This is a genomic window from Flavobacterium micromati (genome assembly GCF_900129585.1).
GTDB classification, from domain to species: domain Bacteria; phylum Bacteroidota; class Bacteroidia; order Flavobacteriales; family Flavobacteriaceae; genus Flavobacterium; species Flavobacterium micromati.
On record NZ_FQWF01000003.1, the window covers coordinates 276,159 to 289,739 of the forward strand.

9 protein-coding genes are annotated in these 13,581 nt (G+C 31.6%); 1 reads left to right on the forward strand and 8 read right to left on the reverse strand.

Going from position 1 to position 13,581, the window contains the following annotated elements; genetic code table 11:
- Nucleotides 1-28: 28 nt before the first annotated feature.
- From BUB42_RS04940 to BUB42_RS04975, 8 genes are all read right to left on the reverse strand, one after another.
- Complete coding sequence (locus BUB42_RS04940) at nucleotides 29-463, reverse strand: response regulator (protein ID WP_073017784.1); 435 nt, start codon at nucleotides 461-463, stop codon at nucleotides 29-31.
- Nucleotides 463-3,570 (reverse strand): PAS domain S-box protein, encoded by a 3,108-nt coding sequence (locus tag BUB42_RS04945; protein ID WP_084118287.1) that lies wholly within the window; start codon nucleotides 3,568-3,570, stop codon nucleotides 463-465. The genes BUB42_RS04940 and BUB42_RS04945 overlap by 1 nt, the downstream gene beginning before the upstream one ends.
- Nucleotides 3,570-4,124: a helix-turn-helix domain-containing protein gene (locus BUB42_RS04950; protein WP_073017786.1), complete on the reverse strand. Its 555-nt coding sequence runs from the start codon at nucleotides 4,122-4,124 to the stop codon at nucleotides 3,570-3,572. Before BUB42_RS04950 ends, BUB42_RS04945 begins: the two co-directional genes overlap by 1 nt.
- A 724-nt stretch (nucleotides 4,125-4,848) precedes the next feature.
- On the reverse strand, nucleotides 4,849-5,328 hold the full coding sequence (locus BUB42_RS04955) for a hypothetical protein (protein ID WP_073017788.1): 480 nt from the start codon (nucleotides 5,326-5,328) through the stop codon (nucleotides 4,849-4,851).
- A 105-nt stretch (nucleotides 5,329-5,433) separates the two neighbouring features.
- Nucleotides 5,434-6,111, reverse strand: coding sequence for a peptidoglycan DD-metalloendopeptidase family protein (locus tag BUB42_RS04960; protein ID WP_073017878.1), 678 nt, complete (start codon nucleotides 6,109-6,111; stop codon nucleotides 5,434-5,436).
- 189 nt (nucleotides 6,112-6,300) lie between these two features.
- Nucleotides 6,301-8,709 (reverse strand): alpha-ketoacid dehydrogenase subunit alpha/beta, encoded by a 2,409-nt coding sequence (locus BUB42_RS04965; RefSeq protein WP_073017790.1) that lies wholly within the window; start codon nucleotides 8,707-8,709, stop codon nucleotides 6,301-6,303.
- A gap of 184 nt (nucleotides 8,710-8,893) precedes the next feature.
- Entirely contained in the window at nucleotides 8,894-11,641 is a 2,748-nt protein-coding gene (locus BUB42_RS04970; RefSeq protein WP_073017879.1) for a gluzincin family metallopeptidase, read from the reverse strand.
- A gap of 181 nt (nucleotides 11,642-11,822) precedes the next feature.
- Entirely contained in the window at nucleotides 11,823-12,551 is a 729-nt protein-coding gene (locus BUB42_RS04975) for an LOG family protein (protein WP_073017793.1), read from the reverse strand.
- A gap of 623 nt (nucleotides 12,552-13,174) precedes the next feature.
- Here BUB42_RS04975 and BUB42_RS04980 point away from each other — a divergent pair.
- Entirely contained in the window at nucleotides 13,175-13,525 is a 351-nt protein-coding gene (locus tag BUB42_RS04980; RefSeq protein ID WP_073017795.1) for a heavy-metal-associated domain-containing protein, read from the forward strand.
- The last annotated feature ends 56 nt before the right edge of the window (nucleotides 13,526-13,581 follow it).

Below are 13,581 nucleotides of genomic sequence, written 5' to 3' on the forward strand. Positions count from 1 at the left end.
ATTTATTAGAGAAAAGTAGTAATTGATTTTACATGCGATCCATATACCAATTCAATTCTTTCTCCATTTTTTGATATTTAAAAATACCGCTGATTATTTGTTGCATTCGAAAAAAAGCAGTTTCACTTTTTACGACATAGTCTAATGCTTTATGGTGCAGGCAATTTACAGCGACTTCAATCTTATCTTGGGATGATAACATAATTACTGGAATGTCATTATTAATTTCTTTTATTCTATCTAAAGTTTCAAGACCATCCATTGCGGTAGATATTATTCCATCTAGACGGTAATCTAATATTATCACATCAGGATTACTAGGTAAGTTTGCAACGCAGAGTTCTCCTGTTGAATATGTTTCAACTATAAAATCAGCATTTTCTAAAAATAGAATTTCTAGCGACTTCAAAAATAAGGCGTCATCGTCTACTAAAAATAATTTTATTTTATTTTCATTATTCATTATATGGTGATTTTAATTTTTTGTAATTCTTGTTGTAACTCTTCACACGCCTGCAAACAAACTTTTTCTAATTGCAAAACTAAATTATTAATTTCATCAATGTCTCCTCCAGCAATAGATAAATCTTGGATTTTCTTGGTTAATATTTTATGATCATTGCTCATTCCTACAATTGCGAAAGACGGTATGATTTTGTGCGCAGAAGCATTCAATGTAATCCAGTTTTTTGAAATTAAATTTTGCTTTATTGAATTAATTAAAACCGGAGTTTGAGACAAATATAATTCAATCATTTGAATCATTAAATTAGGATTTGACTTGGTTATTTTTTTTAAATACGTAAGATCGATACAGTTAACTTTTTCAACTAAGATTTGTTTTTCTTGAGCATTATTTTTTCTCTTTACTTTATGTTGAGGTTTTTTGACAACTTCTATTATTTTACTAAAAAGAATGCGCTCATCAATAGGTTTAGCTAGATAATCGTCCATTCCTACTTCTTTGCATTTTTCAAGATCAACAGTTGTAACATCAGCGGTGAGAGCAATTATAGGAATTTTCGAGTTTAATTTATTGCGTATGTGTTCTGTAGCTTCAAATCCATTCATAATGGGCATTTGTAAATCCATCAGTACAACATCAAATTGATTTTCTTTTAATTTTTGTACCGCTATCTTGCCATTTTCGGCGCATTCATATTGAAATCCAAAATCATCAAGAAGCGTTTTCATCAACAATTGATTTAATGGTATATCTTCTACGATTAATACATTTATATTTTTTACTATAATCTCAGTTTCCATGTTATGTTTTTCGATTTCGGTTTCGATCTTGGTTTTTTCAAAAGGAAGTGTAAAACTAAAAGTAGAGCCGCTACCTTCGTCGCTTTTTACATTGATTTGTCCACACTGAGGCTCTACTAATTGTTTAACAATAGCTAGGCCTAATCCAGTACCGCCATATAATCTTGAGGTGTGACTTGAAGCTTGTTGAAAATTTTCAAAGATATTTTCTAAACGATCTTCAGGAATACCAATTCCTGTGTCAGTAACTGCAAATTGTATAATAACTTTTTCGGCATCATCATACACTAATTGCGCGCTCACGACAATTTTACCTTTTAAAGTAAATTTTACCGCATTACTTACTAAATTTAAAATAACTTGATGCAGGCGCAAAGGATCACCAATAAGAAATTCCGGAATTTTGTTATCGTATTCCCTTCTCAATATTAAATTTTTTTCTTGTATTTTGGCTTCAAATAAATTTAGCATTGATGAAATAGATGATCTCATATTGAAAGCTATTTTCTCAAATGTCATTTGACCAGCATCAACTTTAGCTAAATCTAGAATATCATTTATAAGCACAATCATTGCATCTCCACTCATTTTTATTGCTTCGAGATATTCGGTCTGTTTTTCTGTTAAATCAGTTTTTAAAACCACTTTTGTAAATCCAATAATTGCATTCATGGGAGTCCGAATTTCATGACTCATATTAGACAAAAATTGCTGTTTTGCTTGAACAGCATTTTCGGCGATGGTTTTCGCTTCCTCAGCTATCTCTGTAGCTAATTCTGCAAAAACTCTTGCTTCGATAAGTTCCGTTGCAATTCTTTTTTGCTCTGTAATATCTCTGGCTACAACTACTACACCTACCACTTTTCCATCTTCATTTTTATAAACCGATCCGTTGAATAGTACATCAGTAAGTTTGCCATTTTTGTGACGAAGGGTAAGCGGAGAATCATTTACAGATCCTTTTTCGAAAACTTTGCGATATACTTCCTGCGCTTTTTGTTTCTCTGTAAAATAATTAAAAAAATCAGAATTAGTCAGCGCTCCTCTTGATATACCAGTATTATTTACAAATGCTTCATTCATATTAGTAATTTTTCCTTTAGTGTTGATTGTCACTAAAGGATCTCGGCTTGCTTCAATTAAACTTAAATTGTATTGTGAATCTAGCGTTGCAGTTATATTTAGTTCTTTTAGTTCTTTACTTTCAATTTTCCATTTTTCTTTTTCCTCATTTCGTGATGCAAGTTCTTTATTAATTTTTATTAATTCATTAGCACGTTTCTCTTTTTCGTCAATCTGAAAAGCTAATTCTTTATTTGCTATTATCAATTCGGCAGCTCTTTTTTCCTTTTCACTATTTTGAAAAGCCAGCTCTTCGTTTGCGAGAAGCAGCTCGTTAGCAATTTTTTCTTTCGCTTTGCTTTCACTAAGTAGTTTTATGTTAATGACTAATAATTCCTCCGCTCGTTTTTCTTTTTCATTGTTTTGAAATTTAAGTTCTTTGTTGGCAACTGCCAACTCAGATGTTCTTTTTTCTTTTTCTTCATTTTGAAGTGCAACCTTATTATTAGCAATTTGTAAATCTAATGCCCACTTTTGCTTGTCAATAGTTCTAGCCACAACGACTACTCCTTGTACTTTTCCAAGCGGATCTTTATAAACAGCACCATTGAAAAGTACATCTGTAAGATTACCATTTTTGTGTTGGAGCGTAAGCGCAAAATCTTCTATTGCATTGTTTTCAAAAACGTAATTATAAACGTCCTGTGCTTTTTGTTTGTCTGTGAAAAGATCCACAAAATGGGAACCATTTAGTATTGTCCGGGTATAACCCGTAACATTTACTAAAGCTTCATTCATATCCATTATTTTTCCTTCGCTGTCTATTGTTATTAATGGATCAAGACTTGCCTCAATCAAGCTATGAGAATATTGCGCTGCTAATTTTTGGGCCGTAGAATCTGTTGCTTCTGTAAAAAAACCATGCGAAATTCCCTCTTCATCTTTATAAATCGAAGCACTGTAAATAACATCTTTTAATTTACCGTTTTTGTGTTTGACCGTGAAAGGGTAATTTTCTATGAATCCGTTTTCAAAAACATGTTTCCACTCTTTTTTAACTTGCACTTGTTCCATAAAATGATCTGAGAATGAAGAACCAATGATAGCGTCACGTTCAATTCCAATATTTTGGATCGATGCTTCATTTATATCTATGATTTTTCCTTCGGCGCTTATAGTGATGAAAGATCCTTTAGTGTCTTCCATTATTTCTTCGGATGTACTAATATCTTTGTTTTTCATTATTCCTTAATATTCCCAATTTCTTCGATTGGATTACGTCTTTTGTCTTTTAACTTTTTAAAATGGGAAGGAGAAAGTCCTGTTACTTTCTTGAATTGACTTGATAAATGTGCTACACTACTGTAATTCATTTTCCAAGCAATCTCCGTTATATTAAGTTCGCCGTAAATAATGAGTTCTTTTATGCGTTCTGTTTTGTGAGAAATTATAAATTGCTCTATTGTAGTTCCTTGGACTTCTGAAAATAAATTAGATAAATACGTGTAATCATGATTTAATCTTTGACTTAAATGATCCGAAAAATTGATTTTAATAGGTTCAATGGAGTGGTGAACCATTTCAATAATTACATTTTTAATTTTTTCGATCAACATTGATTTCTTATCATCCATCAATTCAAGACCTGAATCTAGCAGAGCTGCTTTCAAAATATGTCTTTGATCCACAGACATATTTTCCATGATTTCGACTTCTCCTAAATCAACAACCACGAAGTGAAGTTTAAGCTTTTTTAACTCTTCTTTGACCGCCATCTTGCAGCGGTTGCTTACCATGTATTTTATATATAGCTTCAATTGGTATCAGTTTATGGGTTAATTAAAATTAAATATACACTTTATAAAATTAATTTTAACAATTGTTAACCTTTTGTGAAAACATTATCAAATAGAAGTGTATTGCCAAAACGTGAATACACTATTAATTATACCTATTAAAGTAAAATTTTGATGAAAAAAAAAACGATTTTTTATTTGCTGTAAAGACAAAAAGCCACGGATTTTTTACAAAATTATACTTTAGATCTGCCGTATTGCGGAAAAAGGCCTTTTTATGTTCACTTCTTTTTCCCTCATATAATTAAATTTTCAAATTTTTATTTTCAAATTTAATACGAACTATTTTGCAAATTGGATAGATAAGAACTTTTTTTTGAATTAATTTCCTATAACAATACTTAAAAATTCAATTTTTGGGATTTATTGTATCATTTGCAAAACCAATATTTTTAGTTAATCAATTTTTAAAAATGGCAATTTTCAAATTAATATTTAGAAAGACGAGAAAAACATTTGCTAAACAAAAACTTTTAGAAATTACTATCTCAAATTATTAAATAATATTTTTTAGTATATTTTTATATTAACGTTTTATCTTACATTAAAAATTTGTTTAAAAATGTAAATGGTTCAATATCTTTGAATTATAAATATAAAAGTTTAAAATTTTTAAAAGATATTATTCAGAGTAAGAAGCGATAAACAATTCCCACTTAATTATTTAATTTAGTGGAAAAGTATTAATCCAATCTAATGATTTTATAGAGGACACTTTATTTTCCGAATTCATAATCACTCTAAGTTCTTTATTTGCTACTTTTTTAGAATATGATGCTTTATATCTAAAAATGGTTGATTGATCAGTATTATTTTTATATGCTTCAACTAATTCTAGATCTATAAAAGATCCGTAATATTGACGAAAACGCGTACACGTTTTTGATAAACTGGCTTCAGTGGTGTTTTTAAGTACTGATTCGGTTGCTTCATCAGGCGTGAACGCCTTGAATTTTGAAGTATTGCAGGTCATCAGCACTCTTTTTCCTAACTCGTAAGCTTTTGTTTTTTGCACATCATTAATATCAGCTGGGGCTAACTTTGACATTTTTGTCACTGAAGATTCATTTGTTTTTCCTAAAATATTTTTGGATTTACAGCCGATTAGAAGAAGAATACTTATTACAATAATTAACTTTTTCATGTGTAGATAATATTTAATTTTTATTGGTCCTGATAACAATTGAGAGAAATTCGCATATCTTCATCGGTGTTTGCGACCAAATCTAGTTCATGCTCATTTCATAATCTATTTTATTTTAAGTAGGATATTAGGGTCAGGACAATTTTGTAAATAGTACTCTTGATTTTTATTGCTACAAACCCCAGGATAGTCACCAGAAATATGTTCCATTTCTCTAATAATTTGGAAATGTAAATGCGGTGCGTAATCTCCGTTCACGGTAGCATCTCCAAGAGTTGCAATTTGTTGACCTTTATTTATTGGGGTTCCTATTTTTAATGTACGTAAGCTTTCAACTGATAAATGACCATAAAGTGTGTAAAACTTTTGTTTTTCTATAATATGTTCTAAAATGATTGTTGGTCCATAATCTCCTAAACCAATATTATTATTGAAGCTATGAATAATACCTTCGACTGCCGCTAAAACTGGCGTTCCTGCTTTAATCCATAAATCTAAACCAATATGAATGTTACGTTCATTTGTTTTGGTTTCATTAAAGATGGTACTCCTCTTATATAAATTTCTAATTTCAAAATATCCTCCAAAAGCTACTTTTGCATTATGTTTTGCTAAATAATTTTCAATATAATTTTCAAAATCAGTTGCGTTCTCAAGTTTAAGATTTTTTAAATCTTCGTTCGTAACTGATAAATTCAAAGGTACATAGTGCTTATAATCTATTGTCGCGTCTATCACTTTTACGTTTTCAATTTCGTGTAAGATTGTTTCTAATACTTTCATTTTTTCCTTTAATTTTTTTTTAAACATTAAATTTAAATAAAAAATGCCAGCATAAAAAATTTTACGCTGGCATTATAACATGAACTTTACAATTATTTCACAATGGTGGAAAGTTAAGAATAATTAAAATAAACAAAAGATTACAATTTATTCATATCAATTGCATTTATTTTAAAAAATCACTTTACTTTAGTACATACTTGGATACTTTGCGGGATTTACCTCGTTTATCATTTCGTAAACTTTCTCATAAATATCTTCGGCTGATGGTTTAGAAAAATAATCACCATCGGTACCATACGCGGGTCTATGCTCTTTTGCGGTCAATGTCTGCGGCTTGCTGTCTAAATACTTGTAAGCATCTTGTTGCTCTATAATTTGCTGTAAAATGAAAGCCGAAGCACCACCAGGCACATCTTCATCAATCACTAAAAGTCTATTGGTTTTCGCTACACTTTTTACTATATCTTGATTTTTATCAAATGGAAGTAATGATTGTATATCAATAACCTCACAATCAATACCAATTTCCATTAATTCTTTGGCCGCCTGTTGAACTAATCGCAACGTTGAACCGTAAGAAACTAATGTGATGTCCGATCCTTCTTTTAAGGTTTCCACTACGCCAATAGGAGTTTTAAATTCTCCATAATTTAAAGGCATTTTCTCTTTTAAACGGTAGCCATTCAAACATTCAATCACTAAAGCAGGTTCATCGCATTCTAGTAAACTATTATAAAAACCAGCAGCTTGTGTCATATTTCTCGGGACTAAAACATGAATTCCTCTAATAGCATTGATAATCATTCCCATGGGAGATCCCGAGTGCCAGATTCCTTCTAAACGATGACCCCGTGTACGAATGATAAGTGGTGCTTTTTGTTTACCAAGGGTTCTATATTGTAATGTGGCTAAGTCATCACTCATAATTTGGATTGCGTATAATAAATAATCCAAATACTGAATTTCAGCAATTGGGCGCAGACCTCTCAAAGCTAATCCTATTCCTTGGCCTAAAATGGTTGCTTCCCGAATACCAACATCAGCAACGCGGAGCTCTCCATATTTTTCCTGCATTCCTTCCAATCCTTGATTGACGTCGCCAATTGCTCCAGCATCCTCACCAAAAATTAAGGTTTCAGGGTATTTTGTAAAAATAGCATCAAAATTGTCGCGCAAAATCATTCGGCCATCGGTATCTTCTTTGGCATCATCTGCATATTGAGGAGCAACCTTTTGAACAGAAAAAACATTTAAATCGGTTTCAGAAAATAAGTTGCTACTAAAATTCTTCTGCGTTTTTTGAGTGTAATTTTTAATCCATTGAGAAAGTTCAGTTTTACTTGATTCATTTATGATTAGTCGCAAAACTTTTCGCGCAGTGATCAGAATTTCTTTTTTTATCGGTGCTTTGATTGCAGTCAATTCTGCTGCTAGTTTTAGAATTGCTTCTTTATTATCGCTGCTAGTTGCAATTTTTTGTAAAACTGAAATTAATTCTTTTTGTTCTATTGTGATAGGATCTAGGAAAGCATTCCAAGCGGCCTTTTTTCCTTCTAAAACATCTTTTTTAGCTTGTGCATCGATAGCATCTAGTTCTTCAGGAGATGCTATATTTATAGCAATCATCCACAATCGCATTTGACGAACACAATCAAATTCTTTTTCCCATGCTAATCTATTTCCATCCTTGTAACGCTCATGTGATCCAGAACTAGAATGTCCCTGTGGTTGCGTTAATTCATCAACATGGATTAAAACGGGAATATGATTTTCTCGCGCAATGTCAGCTGCTTTCTCGTAAGTAGCAACTAATGCAGCGTAGTCCCAGCCTTTTACATTTAAGATTTCATAACCGTTTGTATCCTCTTCTTTTTGATATCCTTTTAGTATTTCTGATATATTTTCTTTAGTGGTTTGATGTCTTGCATGCACTGAAATTCCGTACTCATCATCCCAAACACTCATTACCATAGGCACTTGTAAAACTCCGGCAGCATTTATTGTTTCAAAAAACAACCCTTCGGATGTGCTAGCATTTCCTATTGTTCCCCACGCAATTTCATTACCTTCATTAGAAAAGTTAGCTGCATTTGGTATTCCTGTAACCTGTCTGTATATTTTTGAAGCTTGCGCAAGTCCTAACAATCTGGGCATTTGGCCAGCTGTAGGAGAAATATCTGCACTTGAGTTTTTTTGTTGTGTTAAATTTTTCCAAGAACCATCTGCATTTAAGCTATGTGTGGCAAAGTGTCCGCCCATTTGTCTTCCGGCTGACATTGGTTCTTGTACAATATCGGTGTGGCCATATAATCCGGCAAAAAACTGCTGAATATTTAATTCACCTATTGCCATCATAAAAGTTTGATCACGGTAATAACCAGAACGGAAATCACCGTTTTGAAAGGCTTTGGCCATTGCTAATTGTGGCACTTCTTTTCCATCCCCAAAAATTCCAAATTTTGCTTTCCCAGTTAGTACTTCCTTGCGTCCAAGTAGGCTGCATTCGCGACTTACCATAGCAGTAGTGTAATCCTTTAAAACTTCGACTTTGAAATCTTCAAATGTCAGCGCAGAGGTGGTTTTTTCTTTTATCATAATTGAAAGTGTAGCTTTATGGCACAAATTTACTTAAAAAGTACCTATTTTCATAGTTCAATGTAAAAATAGAATTAAAAATTTGTATTTTATTCTGAGTAAATGAACTTTATTTTTTTACTTAATGTAATTTTTACTGCGTTTAATTATCAATAATACAATATCTAAGTTATTTTACAAGAGATTAAAACCATTTTCGATTAAAAAGATTAATTAACGTCCTTGGCGAAAAAGTAAAAATAAAACGAATTTTTTCGTTATAATTATTTTGCGAAATTTCCCATCCGTTACTTGAATATACTGGAAAGTAGAGTTCAAAATAATCAGTCACCAAATTGAGACGAATACCGCTATCATAGACAAATTTAGTATTATTGCCTCCATTTTTTAGCATACCAACATCGCCATAAACCTCAATCCAATTCCAGATGCTGTAACTCGCATTAAAACTTGTAATCCATCGATTCGCAAATGGAGTGGCAATTTTGGATTTGAAACCACCTTCAGCGATAATATATTGCTGGCTAAAAAGTCCAGAACTCTCTGATCTACCTAAATAATTGTAATCAAAAAGATAATCTGTTGGTCGGTCAAGCGCAAAACTAAAAAAATCAGATTGCGTTCTATTGTATAAAAAATTTCCAGCGTAAAGTCGTAAATTAAGTTGACGATTGTCTTCAAAAAGCCTGCGGTACTCAATTTCTCCCGTTACTTTTCCGAAATTTCCTGAAATTTGAACGTTAGAAACAAAGTTAAAGTGATTTGTTACCTCCGTTTTTGTATTAATATATCTCGCATCAAATACCGAATAATTTGCTGGAGAATTATCTAAAATAAACGCACTTTGTTCTCTGTTTACAATTATTTGTCTAAATGAAAATAATTGTTTGCGATTGTCTCTAAAATTTGGCTCTCTAATACGCAACTGTATAGACGGATTCAATCTCAAGTAGGAAGCATCTTGAGCGTAATGAAAATAGGAGCCACTTATAGAATATCTAGCGTTATAAAAAGTGCTGTTTCTAATATTTTGATTGACTGCAAATACAGCCGATCCAGATAAATTATTTGATTTAGTAGAGTAGGAGGGGTTGATGTCATAAATAAATGGTTTCTCCAATATTGTTTTATTATGCAATCTAATTCCTGGTGTTAGACCATCATACAAATTGTAATAAAAGGAAGGTACATATAAAACTTGATTGTAATATGGATCTTCCAGATCTTTCATAAAAACAAACTTAATAGGACGATTATTAGGAAAAAACCCTTCTAGTTTTTTCCAGTTGTTCCGTAAGTTGTATTCTGGAACTTCATTCTTTAAATTGAGGACAAGCTTATCAATATTGTTTCTAGGAATTGTAAAAGTACTGTCACATTCTTCAATATCGAGCCATTGCTTGTAAACGATGACGCCTTTATTTGTACCATAAATAGGAACAGGAATTGGCGCAGCTGTTCGATTTATGACCGAAAAAGTGATGCTATCTTTAGTTTTTGTAACATTAGAAAATTTATAATCAATGATTGTTCTTGAGTTAATAATGCTACTAAAAAACCAATTGATATTTTTACTGGTATTCGCTCTTAAAATAGATTCAAAGTCTGTTCTTGAAACTTGTACCTGTTGATTTTTTTTATAAAATTCTTGTATGCTATTTGCAACAGCATTATTTTGTAAATAATCATCTAGAAATCGTAGACTTGACCCTGCACGATATTTACTTGCAATTTGTTCGTTGAATTTTATCAAGCTATTTTTTGGATCGCCCAGAGCTTGGTCTAGATTTCTTCTCGCCATCAACATATAAAAATAACTGTATTGACTATTAAAATCAATATTAGCCAAATTGAAACTTTTTAGTAATCTAATTTTAGAGGCACTTCCAATCATTTTAGTGTCTGGATGATGCTCGTCAATATATTTCATCATTGCATAAACCTGAATACCATCATAAATCCAATTGTCTTTTCTTGGGTTCAAATGTAAACTTGTTTTCAAAAATTCGTTCAAATAGGTTTTTAAAAATTTTATTTCGTAGATAAATTCATCAGGAAACGGACTTAAAAATGATGGCAACTGATTGAGTCCATAAAAGGGATTTCGTTCATAATTGACTTGAGAAATAACTAATTTTTCATAAGGATAATCACCGATCAAATTTTTAGAGAAATTTACAACTCGGTCTATAATAATTGCTTTCTGAATTTCATCTAATTTATTGTCTTTCAAATCAGTTTCGACCTCGAGCTCTTCATTTTTATAGCTTACAAAATCAGATTTTGGCGCTATTATTAAACTAAAGTCAGTTCTGTTCTTACCAGATAATCGATAATTAGTAAAACCATCAATTGCGGCAGATTTTTCACTCGCTAAATCTGATGTAGCTGCTAGTGACGCAGGGATTTTTAAGTCTATTTCAAAATCGGAAATACCATTTGCAATATCGTCCAGATTGTTGTTACTATTTTTAACGAAAGCGTTATTTTCATAACGGGCCGGCATAAGATACCAGTTTTTTAAGTGAAAACTTCCGTTTGATGCGTAACCATATCTCGTAAATTTATCGCTAGGTATTTTTATTTTATAGTTAAGAGTAAACGTTAGCTGCTGTTTTGGAAGTAGTTGCTCATTTAATTGGACGATAACTAAATCAGGATTTTTTTCTGGTCTTTGCCAAATTAATAATCGCTGATCGGGAGTTGTAATATTTAGATTATTGGTACTTCCTCGCTCAGATTCTTTCGCTAAGTGGAAACCACGATAAAATTCGTCTGAAAAGCGTTTGGCTAGTGGAGTATTTTTAACCGAATATGCATTATTCCAGTCATTCAGTATAATAGTTTTTAAAGTATCATCAGACTGGTTAAAAAACGTAATTTCTTGCTGAACACTCAGTGTGTTTTTAGTTGGGTTTAATTCCACATCCATTTTAATGCTGTGCTGCGCATATTGTTTCGTGGAGGAAATAAAAACAATAATAAAAAAGCCAAATTTATATAATACTTTCAAAAAAAGAGGATTAGGATTGTAAATACTAAATGTACTTATTATTCGACACAAATGAAAAATCCGAATGTTAAAAAAAGCTGTCGGTTTAGACAGCTTTTATTTAAAAATTGGGGGATAGATCGTATTTTTTGTAAAATTTGTTGATAATTTCGACAACTTCATCTTCAGTATCAACAATCTTAAATAAATTTAAATCATTAGCACTTACAGTACATTCTTTTTCCACTAGGACTGTTTTTATCCAATCCATTAACCCTGACCAAAAACTTGTTCCCACTAAAATAATAGGAAATCGTGCCACTTTTTTAGTTTGAATTAAAGTTATGGCTTCAAACAATTCGTCCATTGTGCCAAAACCTCCTGGCATTACCACGAAACCTTGCGAATATTTGACAAGCATTACTTTTCGAACGAAGAAATAATCAAAGTTCAAGTTTTTATCTTTGTCAATATATGGATTGAAATGTTGTTCAAAAGGCAATTCAATATTCAGGCCTACAGATGTTCCGCCACCTAAATGTGCTCCTTTATTCGCCGCTTCCATAATTCCAGGTCCACCACCTGTAATCACACCATAGCCCGCTTTACTGATTTTAAAGGCAATTTTTTCAGCTAATAAATAATTTGGACTATCGGGTTTTGTTCGAGCCGAACCAAAAATACTTACGCAAGGTCCTATGCGTCCCATACTCTCGTAACCATTAACAAATTCGGCCATAATTTTAAAAATCGCCCAGCTGTCATTCGTACGAATTTCGTTCCAAGTCTTTTGCTTTAAGCGATCTTGGATCACTCTATCCTCATCATTATCAAAATCTTCTAATCTCATGTTCTAATATATCTTTTAATTTTATTTTTTTTTTTGGAGCTTCATCCTGTTTTCCGTTTCAATCTTTTGAGCTATTGGTTTTTTTTCTAGGAAATTACAAGAGCTTCCTTTGGTCGCTTTGTACTTTCAAGAAAAAATTACCACTAGTTCAAAAGGATTTTCACTGCAATCAGGGCTAAAACCAATCTACTAAAGTACTTCTTTTTTTTGCAATGTCGCTGTGTGATTTTGTAAAATTAGTGCTTATTTCTTTTTTTTAAATACAATCACAATTCTATAATGTTTTAGCAAAATCATTTGAATCAAGTACAGTATTAGAATTGTTTGTAATTAGTAAGATAAATTAATGATTTTATCCTCTTGCATTTTTTATCTGGCAATAAAAAAGTTGGATTAATTGCCTCAGATAATGGATTATGTGTTAGTTTAAAGCAAGATTTATTGCACAGTGTATAGGAGGTCGCTTTGGAAGGTTTAAAGTAAAAACTATTTATCCCTACATGTCCTCGATAAATTAAAAAATGAAGTTCTAAAAAATTATAAAAATGAGACTGATGTTACAACTTTGTTAAACTAGCAAACTGCAAAAATAGATTCAATACATTTGATAAAAAATTCACATTATGAAAAATTTAATACTAATTATTTTCTTTAGTTTTTTTACCAACGCTATATGTGCTCAAGAAACAAAGAAAAACCAAAAAGCAGTGATAAAAACGAATATTGAGTGTGATCATTGCAAAGAATGTGAAACTTGTGGAGGGAATTTTCGGTCTAATATGCTAAAAATAAAGGGTGTAAAGATGTATGAACTTGATGAAAAGAATATGACGATCACTGTTTTTTACAATACCCAAAAAACAAATTTGGAGACTATCAAAGGTGCTATTTCCAAAATGGGCTATGACGCTGACGAAATTAAAGCTGATGCTACAGGATTGGGTCAACTAGACGATTGCTGCAAAAAAGTATAGATGTAAAGTTAGATTTAAGAATAAACGAATGCGCGATTTTTGATATAAAAAGTAAC